The organism is Anabaena sp. WFMT, from assembly GCF_051781005.1.
Taxonomy (GTDB): Bacteria; Cyanobacteriota; Cyanobacteriia; order Cyanobacteriales; family Nostocaceae; genus Anabaena.
This window is the reverse complement of the sequence record NZ_JBPWOA010000055.1, coordinates 1-24,248: the sequence shown is the minus strand read 5'-3', so window position 1 is coordinate 24,248 and position 24,248 is coordinate 1. Positions and strand designations below refer to the sequence as shown.

The following is a 24,248-nucleotide window of genomic DNA, read 5'->3' as shown; positions in this document are numbered from 1 at the left end:
TGCAATATTTCATTTAAATTTCATCACTATCATTCACAATTATAGATATAGAGTTAATCAAACAACAAGGAGTGTTTTGATGAAAAATCTGATTTATGCGGTTGTTTTTACTTTATCTATTGTTGCGTCAGTTCCTACTGCTTGGGCGAAAAATCCAAATGATGCTAAGTTTTCTCATTTAGGAAATAGTGCTGCTGTTCCTAATACCGCTAATACCCCAAATGCTACTCATAAGTTTGATGTTCATGTCCAAGGTAAAGCACTTTCAGAGTTGTCAATAGTAGTTTGAACAGTGCGATCGCAAAGCATATCGTTGTACCAGAACAGAAGAATATAAAGGGGGTAAATAGCCCAGATTCAGTATCAAACTGGAACAACATCTTGAAAAAACTGATTTTTCATCTGAATTTCACACGATTTTTGTAAAGTAGAATTTAGAGACTTAAGTCTGACAGTATCTGACTGTAAATACACCATATTGTAGGGGTAAAGCGCAATGCTGAGCCCCTATGATAGATGTGATTGAAATAGGTGAAAACTGCTGTAAATCTTATAGCTCTTTAAAACGCCGCAGTTGCCTCACTAAATTATGGGTGCAACTACAATTTTGATGCCTATAAATTAAAATGAAACCAAAGTCATCATCTCAAAAGATGAGCTTTATTCCTCGCTCTATCCTGCGGACAATAGGAAAATTTCAGCAGCAGTTAGATCCAAATGCCGAAACAAAGGTTATTGAAGAGTTTCGCGCTTCTCGACTTCAAACAATTTCCTCAGTCCGTTTTTTGTTAATTTTGATTGTAGTTCCATTACTGATAAATCAGCTTTCGAGAAACTTTGTAATCACTCCCCTAGTTGAGAGATTCTGGAATTCACAAGAGTCAAATATTTTCTTAAATTCTTCTCAAGAAGAAAAAGCCTTAGCGGAACTCAAGAGATTTGAGCAAAGTGTTTATTTTGAAGCTCAAATAGGTAAAATCACCACATTCTCTGACGAGCTTGTTCAAAAGAAGATTAAGAAAAAAGCTATTGCGTTAGTAGCAGACAATAAAATTAAAAGTATTAATGCAGTAACAAATGTTTTTACAGATATACTTACAGCCATCACATTAATTATTTTAATTTTAACCAATAAGCAGCAGCTATCTATTCTTGGGTCTTTTGCTGGCGATATAACTTATAGTTTAAGCGACTCTGCCAAAGCTTTTTTAATTATTCTATCTACAGATATATTTGTCGGGTTTCACTCCTCCTATGGTTGGGGAATAATTCTAGAAAGTACTTTAAAACATTACGGTTTACCAGAAAATAAAAGTCTTACTTCTTTATTTATTGCTACTGTACCAGTCATCATGGATACAATTTTTAAATATTGGATATTCCGCTACCTCAATCGGAGTTCTCCTTCAGCCGTAGCTACTTATCGTAACATGAATGAATAATTTATATAAATATACTTACAGCACTTTTGGAGTAAATGAGGTACACCAATTTCAGAATGTAGTTTTCAAGCTTGAAGTTCAATCGGTTACTGTACTTCATCAACATCGAATCTGCTGTAATTTTTACATACACAAAAAATACTAAATATATGCCAAATCGTAACATAATTACAACAACTTCAAAGACTAAATTCAGCACAGATATAGTTCGGAATTATCTGCAAGATATTGTTCGTGTACCATTGTTGACTCATGAGGAAGAAATTTTATATAGCAAACAGGTACAGCAGATGATTATCTTATATAAACAGAAAGAAACTTTAACAAAACAACTCAATCACGAACCATCTCAAAAAGAATTAGCTAAATATGTACAGCTTAGTGAAATAAAAGTGAAGGAAATTTTTCAGCACGGTATACAGGCGAAGCAAAAGATGATGGCAGCAAATCTTCGTTTAGTGGTTTCTATTGCCCAAAAATATCAAGGACGAAATGTGGAGTTTATGGATTTAATTCAGGAAGGTTCATTAGGTTTAGAGCGTGGTGTAGAGAAATTTGACCCCACTCGTGGCTATAAGTTTTCTACCTATGCTTATTGGTGGATTAGCCAGGGAATGACACGAGCAATATCTCAGCAATCACGAACTATTAGACTGCCAATTCATCTTACCGAAAAGTTGAATAAACTTAAAAAAGTGCAAAGGGAATTATCTCAAAAATTAAAGCGCAGTCCTAGTATGTCTGAAATTGCAGAAAAGATGAAATTAAACCCTGCTCAAATCCGCGAACTGCTGATGATATCTCGTCAACCTGTCTCATTTGATAAACAAGTGGGCGATAACGAGGACACAGAATTGCAAGAATTTTTAACAGAAGTTCCAGAAGCCTCCCCTGAAATCCAAGTAACTCAAAATTTAATGCGTCAAGATATCTATCTCTCACTGAGAGAATTAACTCCACAGCAGCAACAAGTCTTAATTTTGCATTATGGCTTAGAAGATAATTGCGAACTCACTTTGACGCAGGTAGCTCAACAGCTTAACATTAGTGAGAGGAGAGTTCGTTACTTAGAAAAACAAGCACTGAGTTACCTCCGTCGTTGCCACACAAATCTACAAGAGTATATTTTCAGTTAAATGTATGACAAAACATTCAGTATGAATATCTTGCTTTTTCAACTATTTGTCAACATCATTATAAGCTGAAACAGCGTTAGAGATAGCTTTAAGACTATAAAAAATGATACATTTACAAAAGTATTATAGCTTCATCAAAGGTCACTTATTTGTTTTTTTAAGAAATCTCTGTAACTAGCGAAAATTTCACCCAAATTTCATCTTATTTTGTCAAACTATTAAGAGGTAACATCTTTCACTGAAAATAATTCTGATTATTAATGAATTTAGTAAAGTGATTATGAAAGCGTAATGAATAGAACAATGAATAATGTTAAAAAAACAGCAGTTACTACTGATAATAATTTCTACAATATATCTAACCTTTTCGCTGGTATAAATGCAGAGTTACCAATTGGTGTCGCTCAATTGCGTCTAATTTAATGAACAAATTACTAAAATACATCTGCTGCTTATGAAAGTTTTGCTTGTTGAAGATGAGCCAGATTTGGGTGCGTCGATTCAGCGAAAGTTGAGTAAAGAAAAATATATTGTTGATTGGGTTTTGGATGGAAACGAAGCCTGGATTTATTTAGAAGATGATTTGACTCAATATACACTGGCAATCTTTGATTGGTTGTTACCAGGAATGTCAGGGATAGAACTATGTAAGCGATTACGGGATCGGGGTGATGCTTTACCAGTGCTGATGCTAACTGCTAAAGATAGCATGGCAGATAAGGTAGCAGGACTAGATGCAGGGGCTGATGACTATTTGGTAAAGCCATTTGGTATGGTAGAACTGCTGGCACGGTTGCGGGCTTTGCAAAGGCGATCTGCTTTAGGAGGCGCATCGCTTACGTCTCAGTTCCAGCCTTTACAATTGCAAGTTGGTGGTCTGATCCTAGACTGCGGTAATTGTACAGTTTCTCGACAGTACCCGAATGGTGAAAATAAGGTAATTTATTTAACAAAAAAAGAATTCCAATTATTAGAATACTTGATGAAACGTCCTAATACAGTTATTACCCGCGACCAAATTTTGAATCATCTGTATGCTTTTAGTGCAGAACGCGTTAGTAATGTAGTAGCAGCCCAAATTCGACTTTTGCGACGCAAGTTATCGGAATATGGTTGTGATGGGCTAATCGAAACTATCCCTAGTATGGGCTATCGTTTTAATCCTGGCAATGCAGATTCGACTATTTCGTAAGACTCGCTGGCAATTGGCTACCTGGTATGCGGTAGTTATGGCTCTGATTCTATCCTTGTGCGGTTTTGTGGTTTACAAGGTAATTATTGATGCTTATGTGGCTTCTATCAACCGGGAACTGGAATCGGTAGCAGGGACACTACATGATGTAATTGAACCGAATTTGAAACAACCCGGTCTGACAGAGCCAGTTTTCCAGCAGGTTTTACCAAATATTTGTTTAGCTGAGTCCAGTTGCCCTACCCAAAAGATCCTGAGTCACGGTCAAAGCACCCCTGATGAACACGGTATTTTTAGTTCTGTATACAAAGATAAGCAATATTACATCCGTTTTGTCGATGGTTCAGGACGGTTAATTGCAGTGGCAGGTTTCCAAGCTGATGAATTGCCACCGACTGTGCAAACCCAAGTGTGGCAAATAGTCAAAGATTTACAAGGCAATCGCTACAGTCAAAAGTCTCTACTGCTGCACACTCAAGATAATCAAAATTGGGGCTATATTCAGGTAGGGCGTAATCTCAATGACCTTGATAGTCGTCTCGCTGCTTTGAAGTTAATTTTGGCGGTAGGATTGCCAATTACGGTATTGTTAGTTGGCGGTTCTAGTTGGTGGCTGGCAGGGTTAGCAATGCGACCAATTGACAGGTCTTATAAACAAATGCAACAGTTTACGTCTGATGCCTCTCATGAGTTGCGTACTCCTCTGGCAGCGATTAATGCGACGGTAGAAACTTTATTTGATATGGAGTATCTGCCGGAGGAAGTGCAAGATATTTTGACATCTATTCAACGTCAGAATCATCGCCTAGCTGAACTAGTTCAGGATATGCTGTTACTGTCTCGATTGGAACAGCAAATGTTAGCGACACAACAAATACATTGCTGTCTGAATGTTTTGATTAATGACCTGATAGAAGAATTTTCAGCGTTAGCGGCTGCGGCTTCTTTGCAGTTAACATCTTCGGTTTTATGCCAGGAGTTTTTATACGTGATGGGAGATGAAGACCAACTGTTACGTGTGCTTTCTAATCTCATTGCTAATGCTATTCAATATACCCCTGCTGGTGGTTGTGTAACTGTTATCCTCAAACGCAGCAATACTGATGCAGTGATTGAAGTTAAAGATACAGGCATTGGCATTGCGTCGCCGGAGCAAAAGCGAATTTTTGAACGTTTTTATCGAGTGAATAGCGATCGCTCGCGTCGTACTGGTGGATCTGGATTGGGATTAGCGATCGCGCAAGCAATTGTTCAGGCTCATAGAGGTAGTATACAGTTGCAAAGCCAACTTGGTAAGGGTAGCACCTTCATTGTTCACTTACCCTTGACAGACGAAGCGATCGCTCGCGTCGTACTGAGGGATCTGGATTTGGGTTAGCGATTCCTACGGAGCGCTGAACGCTATCGCGCAAGCAATTGAAAATTGAATACTTTCCTAAAAGATAAGTAGTCGTGCAAAATAAATTTTATATTTGGGAGAGGGAACAGGGAACTCTTAACAGGTAAGGAATACAGACATTTTTGTTTTCACTCAATATGTTAAATTAATTTTGCTTGGGTACTTATAAATAAAATCACTAAAAAAGTTAAGTTTGAATGCTTCTCTTTTGACGTAGGCTGTGGCTTGTGTGAAGGTTACAAATAAAATGTTATATCTATCAACTATCAATAAAACTCTAAGCTACACGCTGTTTTTCGCCTTATTTGTGACTCCTGCTACTGCTCACAATATTCAAGTATCAGGGGATGTGGCAGGCACTTGGCACATTGAGCCTTACCATACTCCCAAAGCTGGAGAATATGCTAAAGCCTGGGTTGCACTTACCCGCAAAGGAGGAAAAATCCTGCCACTAGAGCAGGCTAATTGTCAAATGGCTGTTTACTTGCAACCTCGTAAACCTGCTGATTTACCAGTGCTACAACCTACTGTCAAAGCTATCTCAGTTGAAAAATATCAAGGTATTCCTGGAGCAGATATTGTCTTTCCCAATACTGGAATTTATCAACTGGAGTTAAACTGTACGCCTAAAACTGAAGGTAATTTCCAGTCATTTCAGATGAAATATCAGGTTACGGTTGCATCTGGTGTGAATGCACCATCTCCTTCATCCAAAAAATTAACCCAGTCAGAAAAAACTGCAACTAGCACGACTAAACAAGAATGGAATATTCTGGCGATCGCTAGTGCTGTATTCTTAGGACTGGGTATTTTAGGAATATTGATACGGCGTAGTGTCAAGCGTTGATGCTTTTAATTTGCCCCAGCTTGTGGTTTTCGCCGCTGTTGTATTAGCAATCCTATTGCCATACCAATACCCACAATGGCAGTAAAGTAGAATAAACCAATCAACCGGATGTACATTGGCGGTGCAATTCCCTCAACTTCAACTTCTTGTGCGACTTTCACCACTGGAAATTGACGCTTAGATCCAGGGCTAGGAGTTGCTTCGACCTCAACTTTGTGAGGTGCGCCATCAAAAAATTGCTCTTGCCATGTTAACTTGCCTTCTTGGTCAGTAACTCCCTTGTAGGCAAAGACTGTTAAATTATCTTCTAGAGCGATCGCCTTCACCTGTAACCCTACATCCTTGATAGGTTGTCCTGTTGCAGTATCCTTTACATTCACTGTTAAATTCGCAAGTTTTCCTACCGTTGCGTTTTTATTTCCCTCAACACGGACTTCTAATCCTTGAGATTTTTGGACTGATGGTGCGATTTCTTCTTTACCGCTTGAGTGTCCACTACCGTGAGCCTCTGCAACTTCTGCACTAATGTTAATAAACAATAAAGTTACTATAGCCACCACTGTCAATGCACTTAACAAAAGACGCACAGATTGCGGCGCAATTTCTCCTTGTCGTAGTTCTTCTTGTCCGCCGATAACCCAACCACCTAATAATCCAACTGATAGTAAGATAGCTGCAAAAACAGCAAAATATTTGTATTTAACTGGATTTTCTTGGATATTCAAATTCAAGGTTTGTTCATAGGGGGTAAAAGCATTTGCTACTAAGGGTGACACATTTACCCGCAGTTGGTAGTTCCCACGGATAGGTAACATCTGCTGAATTTCTAACTTACCATCAGGTGCAGCCGCATCCATTTGTAGTAATTTTGTTCCCTCGACAATGGGGAAATCTGTAGTCAACCAAGGATTAGGTGGTGGTGTCAGAATTTGTAAGCTAATTTTGGTATTTTCTAAGGGTTTACCTATAGCATCAAGAGCTTGTAGCGTTAGTGTAACGGGAGATTGTGGTTTATCTGTTCCTGCTTCAAAGGGATGAATCTGTTCTAAAGGTGGGTTAGTAGAGAGTTGTACTCTGGGTATAGGAGTTTGGGAAACTCCTACAAAGGAATAAAGAATTGACAACGCAACACAAACAGCACTGATCGCCCCAAACAGTCGATATTTTTTCATAAAACCTTACGTAAACTATGTATCTTCGGTTAATATTTGATAGTTGTCAGTAAAAGTTACCTTATCAGCTTCTATTCACTACAGAGTGAAGAATTCCAGTAAAAATATTGACAATAAATCAGAGATGGTATGAAATCAAAGCAAAATAATGCAGAGATGAAAGACAAAGTATCTTTACTTTACAAAACTTGAAATTACTTCTATCTCAAAAAATGGCGCGAAATCTGCGCCATCCTCGTGGCGTTATTTTACCGAGTGTTTTAGCAAAATCTCATGCACCAGAAAAATCTTGAGATTATGATAATTTAATGACACGCAACGCCTAAAGTGTGGTGACGCGCTGAATGTGCCGTGTTATGAGCCGCAGGATAGGTAGAGAACAAAACAGTCCAGATAACCAAAGAAGATAGCAGCATATAAAGTGTTACTTGTACTGGTTTAGACAAAGTAAGACCTGCGGTCTTCCGCAACACTGAAGTAGAAGAAAAATTAGTCATTTTTGACCTCTGAAAACTAATTTGGGTGATTCATTAATCAAAAGCATTTTGCTTGCTGCTCGATTGCAAGTAAAGATATACCATAAACTTTCTGTCTGACAAGAGTGTATAAAATGTATTAATTAATTTGCATCAGTCAAAGTTAAGGAAGTATTTTTGAAAGCAGACGAAACATTTATAAAAGAAGATTATAAGTAATACCATTTCTTTATGAGCTTGCGCCGAATTTTTTGATCTTGTATTTCTTTCTTCGCTTCCTTCGTGTCTTCGTGGTTCATTTAAATTTTTCTTTCGTTACTTCAACAAAGTTTTACTTTCGGACTGGCTATCTAACACAACATCAACAAATTATTTTTTGAACCAGTCAAAATTTCACCCTAATTTCATCCTGACCTGTCAGACTTATTATGTAAAGGTTTATTTAGTAGAAACCTGTAACTTATTTGACATAATGACTATTTAACAATTCAAGATGAAAAAAATATTGATTTACACAGGTACAGTGTTTGCTCTTGCCACTATAGCTTTCATTTCCTTTGGTCATGCAAATGCTAAGGAGACTATTATTAAGAATAATTTGCAATATCCTACCAATAGCTGGCGTTTGGTAAAACACACTTTTCGGTTAAACATCCCCCAAAATAACAACGCTGTTTCCCAACTTATTATTCAAACTCCACCTACTGTCGCTGTGAGTAATGACATTGATGTTTTAGATGTGAATGAGCAGAAAATTAATACTAATATTTCCGCCAATGGCAGACAAATTATTATAGAGTTCCCTGAAAAGGTTATTTCTAACACTAAACTCTTAGTGAATTTTAATAAAGTTCAACAACCAGTTACTGGTCCAGCTTCAGTATACCGCTTTTCAGCTAAAGTTGTTGGTAGTGAGGTAGAGATTCCCATTGGTGTAGCTCAATTCCCTACATTTTAATATTTAGATTTTCATGTTAATCAAAAATTTCATCCAGATTTCATTAAGACCTGTCAAACTGATCAATAAAGGTAGTAGACCTTTTTGACTTAAAACAGTAACCGAGTTAATGAGAAGACTTATAACTTCTCGTGATGCTTGCGTGAATCTAGGAGATAGATAATTCTATCTTTACTTAGTTGTTATGTATTAGTTTATAACAGCTTACAAAACACGAATCTAAATATTTGCTGAGATTACTAATTAGATTAGGAGTAAACATGAAAAAATTGCTATCTTATATTGCTATATCTACTCTAGCTGCTGCATTTTTAATTCCTGCAAACTATGTAAGTGCCAATCAAGAAAATGATAGTCTTCCTCATGTTGATGGTAACTACCAATTTCCTCCGACTCGCTGGGCGCTTGTTAGACATACTTTGCGAGTACACGTTCCTAAAAATAGCAAAGGTGTTTCGCAGTTAAATATTGAAGTTCCAAGTACTGTAAGGTGGAGCGATAATACTAATGATGTTGTTGTAAATAAAGAGAATGGTCAGAAAATTAACGCTAATGTTTCCTTGAATGGCAAGACTATACTACTAGCTTTTGCTGAACCAGTTTCTCCTAACACTAAGCTAGAGATTGACATCAATAATGTCAAACAACCATTTCTTGGTAATGGCCCTGTTTATTATTTATCTGCTGATCTCATTGGTAGTGATGCAAAAATACCTATAGGTGTAGCTAGATTTCGTATTAGTCCTTAAAATCTTCGCTATCCAAATAAAACTCCTGATAGTTAACTGATTTTTGAGTTAACTATCAGGAGAATTTTTAATTGCTTTTAAATTTAGATATTTAATAGTTTAATCATAAATAGGTGTTGCTGAAAAAGTTATCTGTGTTCGCGCAGCGTGACGTAAGTCATGGGCTAGGATTTCAGGAAGTGTTGCAAGAAAGCAGGAATAGTATTGAGCATGGAAAAATGGTCGGTTTTTGACACCATCATCCTTTTTTTTACACTTTATTTGTATTTTATTCCCCTGTATTCCTTGATTTATCTAAGTTTTACATTTATTCAGCATCCCCTAAATAACTTGGAGTAATTGCGTATAATATTAACTATATTTTAAATTTCCCTTGATATAACAATATTTCATCTTGATTTCATCAATAGCTTTCATAATTATAAATATATAGAAATCCCATTTGATTGTTGAAAAATCAAGCTGACTGACAGCCTGCCAAACAAGGTTTTATTTCTCAGTATACATAGCAAGACTCAAGTTGGATTCCTATATAGATAATTGATTAACTAAATAAGGAGAATATCGATGAAAAAGCTGATTTACGCGGTTGCTTTTACCTTAGTTTTTGCATCTTCAGTTCCTACTGCTTGGGCTAAAAATCCAAATGATGCTAAATTTTCCCATTTAGGAAATAGTGCTGCTGTTCCTAATGATGCCCGTATCCCAAATGCTACTCATAAATTTGATGTTCATGTCCAAGGTAAAGCTCTTTCAGAATTGGCGATTGATTTACCAGAAGGAGTAAGTATTGATCAAGGAATTGAAGTCCAAAATAAATTAGGTCAAAAAATTCCTACAATGGTTTCCATGAACAACAGAAAAGCTACTATAGCTTTTTCGGAATCAGTAGCCCCTGGTACAACCATATCAATTCGGATGAAAGGGGTTAATATCCCAATGTATAGCGAGACTTGGCAATACCCAGTTTACGCCAAGAAAGTTGGATTCACGGAAGCAATTCCACTTGGTCTAGCTCAGATTCAGACTTATCCTTGATCTAGACGATACAGATTGACCGCTTGACTCTCCACTCGACCGGAGATTCTAATATAGTTTCAGTTCCTCAAGAACTAACAAATCGATAAAAACATAGAGGGTCAAAGAGAATATGTCTACACGTATGAAGACAGTATTAACCGGAACTTTAGCTATTTTTGCGCTGCTAACATTGTCTGCTAGTCCTAGTCTAGCAGAGAGCCGTACTCAGACTGCCACTTCCAGCACTACTACAAAAGAGGCAAATCAGACTCAACAACAAATTAGCCAAAAAACAGTGCCAGTGCCAGCTAACGAGACTCCACAGCAGCCCACTCAAACCGGATGCAGCTGTTGCAAAAAGATGATGAATACACAGCAGATGAACAAGATGCATGAGATGATTGGGACTCCGAATAACTAGGCAAGATAAGTTTTTAGGGCGTTGCATATTTGTGGGATGAATTAGAGGCTGGAAACATTGAAACTTCGTTCACGGAACCAAATCATTTCATGATTGAGCAACGCCGTTTTTAGAAGTTATACGATGCCAAGGATCTTCACTTAACTGATAGCGGTAGCGCCCCCGCAAGTTTACGCTCTCACACACAAACACAATGCTGTCTAAAATGGCTAAAGACAGTTGAATTAAAAGGAGTGCGATGTCTGCGGTAAAAGCGTACCCCTTTCCTGCGATCCCGTAAGAGATACGGGGAAGCTATGCGTAGCGTCTCCTAAGCGCAAAGCGTCCCGTAAGTTCTACGAACAGATTGTGCTAACGCGGTAGTGTTACGTAGCCAAGGGAAGGAAAGAGATCGCACTCCTTTTTATTTATGTTGAAGTACGAAAATAAGGACTATAATTTCACCCACAATTCCCGCAATCATTCCATAGGCTGCTGAAGTAGCTCCACTATGTCCGGTGAAAATGAGACTTCCACATACTATCAAGGTGAGGGCTGCGGCAACTAATGTTGCAAGATTAATGAACCAGTTCTTTGCGCGGTGAATTAGAAGCCCTTGAAAAGTATTTTGGAGTGCAAGGAGGAGGGGTAAGCACGAAAGTACTTGTATGACGGGAAGTGCTGCTTCTACAAGAGATGGGTTATCGCCAAAAAACTGACGAAGAAGCGAAAATCCTTGGCTCGTAAACCCCAGAAACAACGGTATCGAGGTAAACCCCAAACCGACAAGAACTACAAAAGTAGCAAGTATCCGCTTTGATGTATCTTCATAAGAAGAAATTACCACTTGCTGAACCATTCTTGTACCGTTTGCAATAGAAAGAACCAGTCCCCAGGTTGCAGGCCACACTGCAAGAGCAAGACTACTATCGAATGAGCGAGCAACAAAACTCAAGAGTATTGCCCTCGCACCCCAGATTAGAAGCATTGTTGATGCAAGAGGAAGATAGTAAAATGTGACACCTTTAAAGGTTTTAGGAAGGTTATCCGTGTGAAGCTTTATCTGCTGGTCAAGAATAGAGTTAATACTGAGATGTGAATAAAACCATGTAACAACTACCGCTTCAATGAGTATTGCTCCCATCATAGTGACACCTGCAAGGAGCGCCCCATCAAATCTGAAATTTACTCCCACTACAAGCGCTACAATTACCCAAATAAATCGTGCAACACTTGCCAATCCGACGGGAACACTCTTTTTAGCACGGATAAGAAGCCCCTGAAAAAATCGCCGCCAGGCAATGACGAACGGCCACAGAAACATCAAAAGAAAAGAAGTTCTGCCTCGTGTGGCGATGAAAGGGCTGACTCCAAATACATCAAGAAGAAGCCAGTTATACACAGGCTCCCAGGTAAGTACCAGAAAGATACCGCTAAGGGAGATTCCTGCAATTACTGTAAACTGCCAAAGCGCACGCCGAGAAGCGGCATAGCTCCCCAGCGCCGTTGATGCATGAAGAATCATGATAATCGGGCTTTCAAGAAATACAGCTACCGCTTTTACAATTCCTACTCCTGCTAATGTCTCCTGCGGGAATGCAAGGCGGCTGAGTGCCGCTGTCTGAAGCGGATCACCAAGAGTCATTGCCACATCGGACAGGGAAAGAGGAATAAACTGGGTGAATAGCGTCAGGAGCGATCGCTCCTGAAATGCTTTTTTACTTTCCTCAATATGGGGTGGAGTATTCATGATATTTCTTATCGCTATCCGATGAAGTTAGAAAGACAGAGGAGTCAGTGAGGCGATCGCATCATCAAGATGTTTCCCCTGTTTCAAGGTAAATCCATGATGATCAAGCCAATCAGAATCGTAGACTGTCTCAAGGTATCTATCACCTCGGTCTGGATTAATCATCAGAATCCGCGCACCAGCACCAAGAGAGTGCGCCAAATGCAAACCACCAGCGACAATTGCCCCTGTTGATGCACCAAGAAGCAATCCTTCATGACTTGCAAGTGCATGACACACTGAGTAAGCCATATCCTCTGGTATCACGTAAGCGCGATCAAGCATTGAAAGATCGAGATTTGGTGGAAAGAAAGATAACCCAATACCCGTCATCTTGTACGGTTTGGCAGGCGTTCCCATAATCACTGAACCCACCACATCAACGCCAACAATACGTATTTTTGGAAATCGCGGTAGGAGATAACGAGCTATTCCCATTATTTGTCCCGCCGTGCTAACACCTACCACGACAGCATCAAGTTCACCAGCAAAGTGGGCTTCAATTTCCCGCGCAGTGTAGTATGAATGTGCCTCAGTATTCCAAGGATTCATGTGCTGACATGGATACCAAGCATTAGGAATGGTTGCGGCAAGGTCATGCGCTCGTTTCATTCTTGCCTTTTGCATAGAGCCTGATTCGTCTGCCTCATGTAGCGGTACATCTACAAGTTCTGCACCATAAGCTTTGAGCATTCGTCTAAACGGTGGCGCAGTTTTGGCATCGACAACAATAATAACTCGATACCCTCGGACTGCTCCTACCATTGCTAGACCAACGCCGAAATTTCCTGAGCTTGACTCGATAATCGTACCACCAGGTAGAAGTAGTCCTTCTTCCTCCGCACGCTTGACGAGGTAAACTGCATTTTTCTCCTTAATTGATCCTCCAGGATTGCAGCTCTCTAGTTTCAATAAACACTCTGATTCAAGACATACACGAGAGATGTTTTTAAGTCGTACAATAGGTACATTTCCTAGTGCCTGTGTAACATCAATAGCTGTAATCTTTGTATATCTATTACGACTGTTGAATTGTGAACTAGAAAAGTTCTCGAACGGTAAAGATTTAGGAAGATAATTCATATTGAACATCTAGTAGAAAAATCAGAAAAATGATTAAATTACTGTGATTGCTACTTCATGAACTCGTTCACTCAATAAGGCTTTTCTTCTGTTATATTTACAGCCTCAATTTAGTGCTAGTGTAAATAAAGAAAATATGTATCCCTTCAATACTTCTTCGGGGAAGAGAGTTATTCAAGTATCCATAGCAGTCATCCTTCTTAGGTAATAATTTATGTCTAATACCAAATTAATATGAAGCTGCATAGAATAAAATATCAAGAATAATTGACCGCAGATGAACACAGATAAAGATGAAACATTCAATGAATTTCAGGATTCTGTGCAGCCTCACATAAAATTGGTATAACAGAGTCATTATTGAAAGCAAGTTTCGATAAAAACCTGTATTTCACTATGAATATATCCGATATTTCTATGCTGAACGCTGACTATGAAATTAAGATGAAATTTTAAATTATGTCTTAAATATTTGCTCATTTTCTGAAATATTCAGTAGCTATGATTTTGCAATTGTTATTAAAATGATATTTATGATTTACTTTACTACCTACACTTTTGTTTGCACTGCAATGAAGCTCAACTTACTGTGGGCTTTGTTTTTATAGATCAAGGTTCAGTGTCATAAACACAGCGCTAACGAATTTAATTTGTCTAATAGCTATTTAACGCCAAAATATTTTATAAATATTCTGGAAGTAGCTGGAATTTCATCTTGATTTCATACTTACTTGTAAAAATGAGTAATGACTCAATAGATTCTTGTAAACACTTGTAGCTTTTCCCAATTACATGAGGTCTTCCTTGCTCGCAGGGAGAGGGTTGGAGGTTTCACAGGGGTAGGTTTTTAATATTATCTGTGAAGGTGCAAGACTGGAGGTATTGTAGACAAGAAATATTTTATACGCAAAGTTGACAGGAGAACTCTATGAGAGTGCTACTAGTAGAAGATGAACCAGATTTGGGGGCAGCTATTAAACGAACTCTTATCCAGCAGAAGTATTTGGTTGATTGGGTACTAGATGGTAATGATGCGTGGGCATATTTAGACAATAAGTGGACACCACAATACACATTAGCTATTTTCGATTGGATGCTGCCTGGAATGTCAGGATTAGAGTTATGCAAAATGCTACGTTCTCACAAAAGCCCTTTGCCTGTATTAATGCTGACGGCAAAAGATAGGATGGAAGATAAAGTTGCGGGGCTAGATGCAGGTGCAGATGACTATTTAGTAAAGCCATTTGGTATGGCGGAATTATTGGCAAGGTTGCGGGCGCTACAGAGGAGATCGCCCCAATTTCAGCCTCAAGAATTAACTGTTGGCAACTTAACTCTAGATTACGGTAACAATATGGTTGTTAGTCAAAATAATACAGGCAAGAAACAGGAGATTTCCTTAACTAATAAAGAATTCCAGTTACTAGAGTATTTTATGAAACATCCAAACCAAATTGTGACTACTGAACAAATTCGCAATCAGCTTTGGGAAGTGAGTGCAGAACCCATAAGTAATGTAGTAGCTGCTCAAATACGTTTGCTGCGTCGCAAACTAGCTAATAGTGGCTGCGGGAATATGATTGAAACTTTGCATGGTACAGGATATCGTCTCAATCTCACGCCATGAATCAAAATAAACTGTTTAAGCAGACCCGCCTGCGTTTAGCCTTGTGGTATGCCCTCGTTATGGCTTTGATTTTAAGCCTGTGCGGATTTGGTATCTACAGAGCGATTTCCCATGCCCATTGGATGACATTAGATCGAGAACTGGAGTCTGTTGCCGGAACACTACACGACAGTATTGAACTAAAATTACAGCAACCTGGTGAATTAGAACCAGTTATACAGCAGCTTTTACCCAATATTTGTGTAGTTGATAAAAGCTGCATTCAAGAGCAGTTAAATCCCAAACGCCATATTTTAAGCGCAATCAATCAAGGTAATTATTATGTGCGTTTTTTCGATAATTCCGGACGCTTGATTGCGATCGCCGGAACTTATCCAGAAGGATTACCCGTAGCCTTTAACAAGGAACTTTGGCAAACTCTGAAAGACAGCAAAGGACATTTCTACCACCAAATTTCTTTTGTTCTACACACCCAAGACAATCGTGATTGGGGTTACATTCAAGTAGGGCGAAGTCTGGCAGACTTCAACAGTTATCTTGTTGCTGTGAAGCTCATTTTAGCATTGGGATTACCAATGGTAATGGCTCTGGTTGGTGTTGCTAGTTGGTGGTTAGCAGGACTAGCAATGCAACCAATTTATCGCTCATATAGACAAATTCAACAATTTACGGCAGATGCCGCACACGAGTTAAGGACACCTCTAGCAGCAACCCAAGCGACAGTAGAATCAGCCCTTTTGATGCCCCAAATAGATGAAATAGAAGCACGGGACATTCTGCAAACTCTACAGCGTCAGAATCAGCGACTCACAACTCTGGTTACAGATTTGTTGCTGCTGACTCGTCTGGATCGTCAACCAATGCCAATGCAACGAGACATTTGCTGCTTGGATGATATTGTTAACGATTTAATAGAGGAATTTGCAGCCTTGGCGATCGCATCTGATGTAACATTAACATCTTCTGTACGAGTATCAACTTCTTTGGATGTTATTGGTAATGCAGATCAGCTTTATCGCTTGTTTTCTAACTTAATTATCAATGCAGTTCAATACACACCAAAAGGAGGAAAGATAACCGTTTGTCTAGATCGCAGTGACCATTATGCTGTGATTCAGGTTCAAGATACGGGTATTGGTATTCCGCAGCATGATTTGACTAGAATTTTTGACCGCTTCTATCGAGTCAATAGCGATCGCTCCCGTAGCACTGGCGGTTCTGGATTGGGATTAGCCATTGTTCAAGCTATTGTTCAAGCACATCAAGGTAAATTAAATGTACAAAGCGAATTGGGTAAAGGTAGCACTTTTACAGTTCAATTACCTTTGGATGTTGCTCCACTAAAGAGCGATCGCTCTATGTACTTATTGACAATGTTACATCGTCGCTCGCATCAATAGGAGTGCAAATTATTTCAATCTTCAGAGTTCGTAGTCGATATCTTGAGATTGTAAGTCAATTTTGTATCGCTCTTTAATTTGCTTAGTTACTTGTCGCATAAATTTGATAGTAAAATTCATTTGGGCAGAATTATATCTATGCTCCACTAGGGTTTTTGTTTGTTGTTAATGAGAAAATTATCCTTATTAACAACCTACTCTCCTGGTAGCAAAATTACCCATATTGTTGAAGCTTTTATTGATTTGTTAAAATCTAAATTACTCCCAAGGAGATAATGACAATAAATACTGAGTTTTTCTCCTAACTATTTTAACGTCAACTCCTCACGTTTAGCAGAATTAACCATCTTCACCAAAAGCTGATTCAGATAACTTTGGGCAAAAATATACAGACTATCCCAAATTTCCTGATTACGACAGATTTTCGCACCCACCGTATTACCAGCAATTTTCTCGGAAATTAAATACTTCCGAAAATAACTGTCCCACAACTGTTGAAGAAAATCTTCAGCCAAATCCTCAAAAGGCACAATCCAGTTATATTCTTTATCTAGAAATACCCTGTAAGATGCAACTATTGGTAACGCCAAATCTCCTGGCGCACCAAACCCAAAAGAATATTTACTATCCGCCAAAAGGGTATTTTTCCGCATATCAATTGATGCTAAATCATTGATCCCTTTTCTTTTAGGTTTGCTGATATATTCTTGAATAATTTCATACAGCCTTTGTTCTATCCACATAGCTTTAGTAAGCAGAGGCAGTAGTTTAATTAATCTTTCCCTCTCAGCATCAGAAAGTTGACTAGGAGTATTGCTAACAGCCGGGTGCTTACTTCTCGTATTACCTTCAGGATTGTATCTATTTCTATCCAAGCAATTTAGTAACTTGAACAAATGGGTAACATTACAATGGGTATTTTTAGGAACACCACTTTGGTTCTGGTAATAAGCTACTCTAAATTTTCTACTTTCTTTGAGTTCTAACTGGGCTAAATAACTTTTGATAAAGTCATAATCTCCCCTAGCATTGACCTTAGAGCGAGAATCTACTGGTGATGTAGTATTTGATGCTAATGCTATATCTTTAGCTTCAGTTTCTTCTAATCCAATGTGAATAGTAATTTTGACCCGTGCTACGCTAAGGTCATACTTGTAATTTTTAGCACTATCAAACGCTAAAACAGTGTGTCCACCATTAATAATACCATCGCTTCCACCCTCAGCAGCTTCTAAAACCTCTAGTTCCAGGTGTTTTTTATCCTTACTGGGTTTAACTTTATTGGCACACAGAACTATACCACTGTGACGCTCGAAGAATTTCTGTGGTTCCGTAGTCAGAGAGTCAAAGATTTGCCTGTATGTTGAACTTTTGCGGTTTGGTTCTCTGATATTTGGTTCTAAAGGTAAGTCTGTAGGGAATGTATCTACATGGGCAGTAGCGATAATGCAATCGGGGTTAGCATGGAAATAATTATCTACTTTAATAATCCAGTTTTTTGGCATGGTTGATTTTTATTTTCAGTAATTATAAGGTTAACGGGGCGCAACACAAAAAAATTACAGCATATCGCAAGTAAATCAAGTACAAAGCTAGTAGTCTGTCAAGAAGTAATTGACGGATAGAAATTTGTCAAAAACTATAAAATACAAAGTTTCTTGATTTTCAAAATCCGTAAAAATAAATTTAACAGACTACTAGTACAACACGGCGTAAATGAAACAACCATTCTCAATCGCCAAAAATCTTACTCCATCTTACTTTTTACTTTTGACTTCCGCCTTGCGGTACTAGAATCAAAACATGGCTCTAGCGTAGCTGCCGTAGGCATACGCCACCCTGCCAAGAGGCTTTTACTTTTGACTCCTTGCCCTGAGCGTTCACGTATCCCTGACGGGAGGTGTTAGCCATAGTGTGTCGAAGACAAGCCGATAGCGTAGCGTATGACTCCTACGTCGTCATGCAAGCTATAGATAGCCATAGGACTAACTCCTGAATTTTGCTGTATATGCTTTCCTTTGGAGAGCATAAGACGTTGAAAACGAAGGGGAACGGTTGTTAAATTTTTGCACAGATGTGGGAATTATAACCAATTAACCAATCAGAGTGGATGACTTCAAATTTTCATGAATTACGTAGTTGCTATTGACACATTAAAGCAAGCAGATCCAATTTTAGCCGAGGTAATAGAACAGGTGGGGGAGTGTAGACTCAATCAAGTCCAGCAAACAGGGGATTTATTATCTTCACTTTGTCGGTCTATTATTTACCAACAATTATCAGGTAAAGCAGCAACAACTATTCACCAGAGATTTTTACAACTTTACACTGTTTTAACCCCCAGCGATATTCTCAACACCCCAGACGATATTTTGCGAGAAGTTGGCATTTCTCGTCCTAAGATTTCATATCTGAAAGACTTAGCACAACGATTTGATAAATTACCCACCATAGATGATTTGCTGTTAATGGATGATGAAAATATCATCAAAATCTTAACTGAAGTTAAGGGAATTGGACGGTGGACAGTGCAGATGTTACTGATGTTTAGATTACATCGTTGGGATGTTTTACCTGTAGATGACTTGGGTATTCGTAATGCTATCCATCGCCTTTATAGTCTACCGGAACTTCCTAATAAACTAACTGTAGAACAATTAGGAGAAAACTGGAAACCTTACCGCACTATCGCGTGCTGGTATCTATGGTCTAGCTTGTCAATCACTAAATCAGAAAAATTATGAAATTAAACGAAGTTGTGCCTTGGGGTAGAACACTACAAGAGTATAAGCTCATGTTTAATCTATCTGAAATAGACCTAAACAAGAAAATTCTTGGCTGTGGTGATGGTCCAGCAAGTTTCAATGCTGAAATGACAGAATTGGGATATTCAGTTGTCTCCCTTGATCCCATTTACGAGTTCTCTGGAACCCTAATTAGACAACGAGTACAAGAAACTTATGAACCAATCATCTCGCAAGTTAAGCAAAATGTAGACCGTTACATTTGGCAGAATTTTCATGATCCAGAACAACTTGGTTACGCTCGTCTGGCAGCAATGGATAAGTTTTTGCTAGATTATGAAATCGGTAGAATAAAAGGGCGTTATTTGTGGCAATCTCTACCAAAATTAGAACTAGCTGACCATCAATTTGAACTATGTGTTTGTTCTCATCTACTATTTCTTTATTCAGATCACCTATCTCTTGATTTTCATATTGCATCTATTCATGAACTCTTGAGAATTTCAAAAGAAGTGAGAATTTTCCCCTTATTGAAACTTGATTGTGAACCGTCACCTTATCTTGAGTTAGTAGTCAATCTCCTCTCTAGTCAACAGTTTGATGTAGAAGTGCAGCCAGTTGCTTATGAATTTCAAAAAGGTGGCAACCAAATGTTGAAAATAAACAGATAATTTTGGTGTTGCATAAATGCCGGATGACCTATCACACCAAGGGATTTCCAAATAAAAAAATACCCAATCGCTTTTAGGGCAGGGGGCAGAAAAGTCGTTTTGATTGGAGTGAAATTGCGTAATTTATTTTTTTGTGTTCCCCAAATTACAAAAAAAAGGGAATATTGATAATTACAAAGGGGTTGGTCGGCTGTTCATTCCATGATATCGTCGGCTACGCTTAAGAATTAAGGTGATCGCCGTCTTTTCGGTGAGGATCACGGCATAATAAATAGTTATGGAGCATATAAAGATGAACATCCAACAGGAAATACGTGTCCTAAATTCGTCTATCGAGTTGATTACGAGTTATGTGAACTATGCTATCTGCTGCTTTCCAGAAGATCGATCAAAATTAGTAACAAGTGTATTGCCTCAAGACAGCACAGCTAAGAAGTATTTTTTCATATTATTGTTAGAAGTTATTGCGGCTGTTAATAAGGAAATTATTCCTGGGAAAAATGACGGAGATAATCTGCTAAGGCTATTGCATAGAATATCAGTATCACCTCAGCTAGACTGCAACTTAGAAAGTACGGCGGCACTGAAGAAGTCTGTTGAGGAATTTGAAACTTGGCTTAATCATGAATTTTATTATGAAATATACTCCGCTAATATAGGAAAAGAATTAAAAATTAGACTGTGTAGGAAAGATGCTATTTATTTAATTGGCAATAGGTGTAAACACTCCCTTCTTAGATCAAATGCGATATTGGGAAAAATAGTTAAAATATATAAGAATAGTGGGGTTTTACTAGATCCAGGAACGGAGATTCTAATTCTAGAAGATATCGATAACTGGCTATTTGATGATTTTGGTGGCTATCACTTTACAAAACTGTGTGAACTAAGCGCTAATGTTTATTATGGAATAGTTCAATATGTTCGCCCAATTTATGTGAAATGCTTAGTGAAAGCTGATGAGATTCAATATTCGTATAAAATGCCAAGTGAATTAACTGAAGATGAAAGTAAATTTGAGTACTATGAGTTATTAAACAGAGTCAGGTCACCATTTTTACCTGCAATTGAAACCTACGAACACTTAGAGGGGCGGTACTAGTATGCATAACAGCCGGGATATCTGCAATTTGGGACACAATATAAATAAATGCTGCAAAAGTTAATTTAACAATTTACTAATTTGCCAAAAAATGGTACAGAGACGTTCAAATTTTGCACACTAAAATCAACTTTTTACGTAGTTCAGCCTCTTAAACTTGCCCATAAATGACTCTTTTTAGGGATGTTTTCATTTGAATAATCAAGTTCACATGGAGGCTCAAACAACGGTAAATCAAGAGTTTTGAAAAATTAAATTTACAAAACTTTACATCATGTCCCAAATTGCTGGTATCCCAACTGTACCCCAAGCAAGGACGCTTTGTATCTCGCGCTATGCGTCTCGATATAATTCTGGTTTTAAACGGGGCTTTATACCCAGAACTAAAGTTTTTATTAAAACTTCTTTCCTTCTGCTCTCTGCCTTTCTTTGTAACTAATTAAAAGCCTGAGCCAATCGACTAATACCTTCTTGAATCTGTATTTCATCCAGTTCAGCATAGCCGAAAATAAATTCACCCTGACTCCACGAATTAAGATAAGAAGAACGAGCAGACATCAAGCCTACTCCCACCCTTTCCGCACGTTCAATTATGGTTTCATCACTCAAATGAGTGTCAAATTTCACCATGATATGAATACCAGCATTCTCACCAAAAATAGTAACTTGTTCGCCAAAGTGTGTATTTAATGCCTGCACCAGCACCTGACGACGTTGGTCATATAGAGAGCGCATTTTCCGAATATGACTTTCCAAATATCCATCAGCAATAAACTCTGCTAATACCTTTTGTTCTAGAGTTGGTAGCTGTCTGTCACTCAACCACTTCACCTGGGCAAACAGCGATACTAAATGTGGTGGTACAACCAAATAACCTATTCGCAGCGAAGGGAACAAAACCTTAGAAAAAGTACCAATATAAATCACACAATCGCTCTGGTCTAATCCCTGGAGAGCAGGAATAGGGCGGTCGCCATAACGATACTCACTATCGTAATCATCTTCTAAAATTAAAGCATCATGCTGTTGCGCCCATAAGAGCAACTCCAAACGCCGGGGTAAAGATAGAGTAGAGCCAGTAGGAAACTGATGGGAAGGAGTGACATAGACCATGCGAATTCTTTCTTCATAGCTGTTTGCCAATTTTTCTACCATCAAACCAGAGTCATCGACAGGCACAGAATGCAGCAGGTCATCGGGCAGTTGAGCGCAGACATAAGTACCAGAACCAACAATTGTTTGCAAATAGCCTTCACTTAAAAGTTGTTCGTAACTCTGTGTTACCGTTGTCCGAGAAATGCCTAGAGATTTGGCCAGCGATCTCGTGGAAGGAATTTTTTGGCGTGGTAGTAATCGCCCAGTCAAAATTGCCCGTCGTAATTCTTCGTAGATTTGTTGATGAAGTGGCTGTGGTAGACGACTATCTAGAGCGATCGCTAAATCCATACTCAATTCCCAAGTGGACTTATATAAAAGTATAAAATTGGCTCTTGTTAAAGTCCACTTAAATGACTAACTTAGTCATAACCAAGGCAGGAGACAGAGGGCAGAAGAAACAAGTCACAAGGGGATTCAGACCCCTCCTGACTTGGAAGCACTGAATCAAGGTTCAGTGGGGGTCTTTAACCCTTGTTCCCTCCGGTCACTGGCAGAGAAATCCGAATCAGTATTCCCTTCTCCCTCCTGCCCTCTGCCTTTCTTGATAACAGGATTTCAACAACTCAATGATGCTAACCCAACAGAAGATTCAGATTAGGGCAGAAACTCCCCAGGAAGATGCCCTAATTGCAGAACACTTTTATCAAATGTGGCTAGATAACAACATTTCCCCCCAAGCAATTACAGCCGATTGGTTGGACACAGTGTTGCACTTTATTGATCATGCCCGTCGAGAACTAGAATATCAGGCATTTGTCGCAGAGATAGACGGTCTGATTATTGGTTCTGTCGGTTGTCAACGATTTGCTGGATTGTATCCAAATATCATGAAAGCCAGAGAACGCTGTGATGGATATATCTGGGGCGTTTATGTGCAACCAGCTTACCGTTGCCAGGGAATTGCCACCCAATTAACAAAAAAAGCGATGGACTATCTCAAAACAATTGGTTGTACCCATGCCGTTCTCAATGCCTCCCCATCTGGTGAACCTGTTTATTCACAATTGGGATTTATGAACAGCAATCTGATGCGGCTAGATTTGCATTCTCTTGGTTGATTCGTAGATTAAGTGAACAGGTACAAAAAGCCAAAAAAGTATATAACGCGTAAAATTGCTCAAAACCTTCTTTCTCTTGCTTGGTAATAACTACAATTTTTAATCCCAAACTACTTATTCACAACAGCAATCAATATGAATTCATTACCAACTGAAACCCAGTCTGATTTATTAACAATAACCCAACGCAATCAAATCAAAATATTACCTCACAAAGCAAAGTATGAGCGTCAAGAGATTTACCAAATCTTAGATGAAGGATTGGTCTGTCATGTCGGATTTGTTGTTGATTCTCAACCATTTGTGATTCCTACTGCCTACGGCAGAATAGATGAGCATTTGTATATCCACGGTTCCCCAGCTAGTCGAATGTTGCGAAACCTTAAACAGGGTATTGAAGTTTGTATCACTGTCACCTTGTTAGATGGGTTAGTGTTAGCGCGTTCAGCTTTTCATCATTCGATGAATTTTCGCTCTGTTGTCATCTTTGGAACTGCAACCGTTGTGGAAGATGAAGCCGAAAAATTAGCAGCATTGAAGGCGTTCACTGAACACGTTGTTTCTGGTCGCTGGGACGAGGTGCGTCCTCCTACCCGTCAGGAACTTGCCGGAACACTGGTATTATCACTACCCATAACAGAAGCCTCTGCCAAAGTGAGAACAGGACCACCAATTGACTATGAGGAAGATTACGCTTTAAGCGTGTGGGCGGGAGAATTGCCATTACGATTAACAACCACAACGCCAATACCAGATCCGCGTCTATCACCAGAGATTAAATTACCAGTTAACGTGCAGAATTATACTAGAAATTCGGCAAAGTCT

Annotated in this window: 22 protein-coding genes and 1 pseudogene; 17 read left to right on the top strand and 6 right to left on the bottom strand. The window is 38.7% G+C overall.

The genetic code is table 11. The annotated features are described in order from the left end of the window. From ACSQ6I_RS27065 to ACSQ6I_RS27040, 6 genes and pseudogenes are all read left to right on the top strand, one after another. Nucleotides 1-289 (top strand): annotated as a pseudogene (locus tag ACSQ6I_RS27065) (hypothetical protein); the annotation flags it as partial. A 337-nt stretch (nucleotides 290-626) separates the two neighbouring features. After that, nucleotides 627-1,442, top strand: coding sequence for a CemA family protein (locus ACSQ6I_RS27060; RefSeq protein ID WP_241993564.1), 816 nt, complete (start codon nucleotides 627-629; stop codon nucleotides 1,440-1,442). Between the two features lie 149 nt (nucleotides 1,443-1,591). Next, a complete protein-coding gene (locus ACSQ6I_RS27055; protein ID WP_190714934.1) occupies nucleotides 1,592-2,578 on the top strand; it encodes an RpoD/SigA family RNA polymerase sigma factor in 987 nt (328 codons plus the stop codon). Nucleotides 2,579-3,032: 454 nt separating this feature from the next. Next, nucleotides 3,033-3,770, top strand: a complete 738-nt coding sequence (gene rppA, locus ACSQ6I_RS27050; RefSeq protein ID WP_127055583.1) for a two-component system response regulator RppA — start codon at nucleotides 3,033-3,035, stop codon at nucleotides 3,768-3,770. After that, the gene (rppB, locus tag ACSQ6I_RS27045) at nucleotides 3,748-5,148 is read left to right on the top strand and encodes a two-component system sensor histidine kinase RppB (RefSeq protein ID WP_190714936.1); all 1,401 of its coding nucleotides are present in this window, start codon (nucleotides 3,748-3,750) and stop codon (nucleotides 5,146-5,148) included. The genes rppA (ACSQ6I_RS27050) and rppB (ACSQ6I_RS27045) overlap by 23 nt, the downstream gene beginning before the upstream one ends. 268 nt (nucleotides 5,149-5,416) lie before the next feature. Next, complete coding sequence (locus ACSQ6I_RS27040; protein ID WP_190714938.1) at nucleotides 5,417-6,016, top strand: hypothetical protein; 600 nt, start codon at nucleotides 5,417-5,419, stop codon at nucleotides 6,014-6,016. A 5-nt stretch (nucleotides 6,017-6,021) separates the two neighbouring features. Here ACSQ6I_RS27040 and ACSQ6I_RS27035 read toward each other — a convergent pair whose 3' ends face one another. Together ACSQ6I_RS27035 and ACSQ6I_RS27030 are read right to left on the bottom strand one after the other, a co-directional pair. After that, on the bottom strand, nucleotides 6,022-7,188 hold the full coding sequence (locus tag ACSQ6I_RS27035) for a hypothetical protein (RefSeq protein ID WP_190714940.1): 1,167 nt from the start codon (nucleotides 7,186-7,188) through the stop codon (nucleotides 6,022-6,024). Nucleotides 7,189-7,493: 305 nt separating this feature from the next. Continuing rightward, on the bottom strand, nucleotides 7,494-7,685 hold the full coding sequence (locus tag ACSQ6I_RS27030) for a CbtB domain-containing protein (RefSeq protein WP_071846710.1): 192 nt from the start codon (nucleotides 7,683-7,685) through the stop codon (nucleotides 7,494-7,496). Nucleotides 7,686-8,157: 472 nt separating this feature from the next. On the opposite strand from ACSQ6I_RS27030, the gene ACSQ6I_RS27025 reads away from it, so the two are divergent. The 4 genes from ACSQ6I_RS27025 to ACSQ6I_RS27010 all read left to right on the top strand — a co-directional run bounded on the left by ACSQ6I_RS27025 (nucleotide 8,158) and on the right by ACSQ6I_RS27010 (nucleotide 10,812). Next, nucleotides 8,158-8,622: a hypothetical protein gene (locus ACSQ6I_RS27025; RefSeq protein ID WP_438893244.1), complete on the top strand. Its 465-nt coding sequence runs from the start codon at nucleotides 8,158-8,160 to the stop codon at nucleotides 8,620-8,622. 260 nt (nucleotides 8,623-8,882) lie between these two features. Then, complete coding sequence (locus tag ACSQ6I_RS27020) at nucleotides 8,883-9,371, top strand: DUF2808 domain-containing protein (RefSeq protein WP_190714943.1); 489 nt, start codon at nucleotides 8,883-8,885, stop codon at nucleotides 9,369-9,371. Nucleotides 9,372-9,938: 567 nt separating this feature from the next. Further along, entirely contained in the window at nucleotides 9,939-10,409 is a 471-nt protein-coding gene (locus ACSQ6I_RS27015; protein ID WP_127055589.1) for a DUF2808 domain-containing protein, read from the top strand. Between the two features lie 112 nt (nucleotides 10,410-10,521). Then, entirely contained in the window at nucleotides 10,522-10,812 is a 291-nt protein-coding gene (locus tag ACSQ6I_RS27010; RefSeq protein ID WP_127055590.1) for a hypothetical protein, read from the top strand. Nucleotides 10,813-11,215: 403 nt separating this feature from the next. Here ACSQ6I_RS27010 and ACSQ6I_RS27005 read toward each other — a convergent pair whose 3' ends face one another. Together ACSQ6I_RS27005 and ACSQ6I_RS27000 are read right to left on the bottom strand one after the other, a co-directional pair. Then, on the bottom strand, nucleotides 11,216-12,541 hold the full coding sequence (locus ACSQ6I_RS27005; RefSeq protein ID WP_127055591.1) for a hypothetical protein: 1,326 nt from the start codon (nucleotides 12,539-12,541) through the stop codon (nucleotides 11,216-11,218). Nucleotides 12,542-12,568: 27 nt separating this feature from the next. Then, entirely contained in the window at nucleotides 12,569-13,663 is a 1,095-nt protein-coding gene (locus ACSQ6I_RS27000) for a cysteine synthase family protein (protein ID WP_127055592.1), read from the bottom strand. Nucleotides 13,664-14,591: 928 nt separating this feature from the next. Here ACSQ6I_RS27000 and rppA (ACSQ6I_RS26995) point away from each other — a divergent pair. Next, nucleotides 14,592-15,290 (top strand): two-component system response regulator RppA, encoded by a 699-nt coding sequence (gene rppA, locus ACSQ6I_RS26995; protein WP_127055593.1) that lies wholly within the window; start codon nucleotides 14,592-14,594, stop codon nucleotides 15,288-15,290. After that, nucleotides 15,287-16,690, top strand: a complete 1,404-nt coding sequence (gene rppB, locus ACSQ6I_RS26990) for a two-component system sensor histidine kinase RppB (protein ID WP_190714945.1) — start codon at nucleotides 15,287-15,289, stop codon at nucleotides 16,688-16,690. The genes rppA (ACSQ6I_RS26995) and rppB (ACSQ6I_RS26990) overlap by 4 nt, the downstream gene beginning before the upstream one ends. Nucleotides 16,691-16,995: 305 nt before the next feature. Here the strand turns inward: rppB (ACSQ6I_RS26990) and ACSQ6I_RS26985 are convergent, their stop codons facing one another. Beyond that, nucleotides 16,996-18,195 carry an AIPR family protein gene (locus tag ACSQ6I_RS26985; RefSeq protein ID WP_190714947.1) on the bottom strand — a complete coding sequence of 400 codons (1,200 nt, stop codon included), beginning with the start codon at nucleotides 18,193-18,195 and terminating at the stop codon, nucleotides 16,996-16,998. A 621-nt stretch (nucleotides 18,196-18,816) separates the two neighbouring features. Between ACSQ6I_RS26985 and ACSQ6I_RS26980 the strand changes: the two genes are divergently transcribed. The 3 genes from ACSQ6I_RS26980 (at nucleotide 18,817) to ACSQ6I_RS26970 (ending at nucleotide 21,207) form a co-directional block, all read left to right on the top strand. Then, nucleotides 18,817-19,434: a DNA-3-methyladenine glycosylase family protein gene (locus ACSQ6I_RS26980; protein ID WP_438893243.1), complete on the top strand. Its 618-nt coding sequence runs from the start codon at nucleotides 18,817-18,819 to the stop codon at nucleotides 19,432-19,434. Beyond that, entirely contained in the window at nucleotides 19,431-20,105 is a 675-nt protein-coding gene (locus ACSQ6I_RS26975) for an SAM-dependent methyltransferase (RefSeq protein WP_190714952.1), read from the top strand. Before ACSQ6I_RS26980 ends, ACSQ6I_RS26975 begins: the two co-directional genes overlap by 4 nt. 292 nt (nucleotides 20,106-20,397) lie before the next feature. Then, nucleotides 20,398-21,207 (top strand): hypothetical protein, encoded by an 810-nt coding sequence (locus ACSQ6I_RS26970; RefSeq protein ID WP_190714954.1) that lies wholly within the window; start codon nucleotides 20,398-20,400, stop codon nucleotides 21,205-21,207. Between the two features lie 435 nt (nucleotides 21,208-21,642). Here ACSQ6I_RS26970 and ACSQ6I_RS26965 read toward each other — a convergent pair whose 3' ends face one another. After that, nucleotides 21,643-22,653 carry a PLP-dependent aminotransferase family protein gene (locus tag ACSQ6I_RS26965; RefSeq protein WP_438893242.1) on the bottom strand — a complete coding sequence of 337 codons (1,011 nt, stop codon included), beginning with the start codon at nucleotides 22,651-22,653 and terminating at the stop codon, nucleotides 21,643-21,645. Between the two features lie 278 nt (nucleotides 22,654-22,931). Between ACSQ6I_RS26965 and ACSQ6I_RS26960 the strand changes: the two genes are divergently transcribed. Together ACSQ6I_RS26960 and ACSQ6I_RS26955 are read left to right on the top strand one after the other, a co-directional pair. Then, on the top strand, nucleotides 22,932-23,423 hold the full coding sequence (locus tag ACSQ6I_RS26960; RefSeq protein ID WP_438893241.1) for a GNAT family N-acetyltransferase: 492 nt from the start codon (nucleotides 22,932-22,934) through the stop codon (nucleotides 23,421-23,423). Nucleotides 23,424-23,558: 135 nt separating this feature from the next. Beyond that, nucleotides 23,559-24,248 (top strand): pyridoxamine 5'-phosphate oxidase family protein (locus tag ACSQ6I_RS26955; protein ID WP_438893240.1); only part of this gene is annotated, 690 nt, incomplete at its 3' end.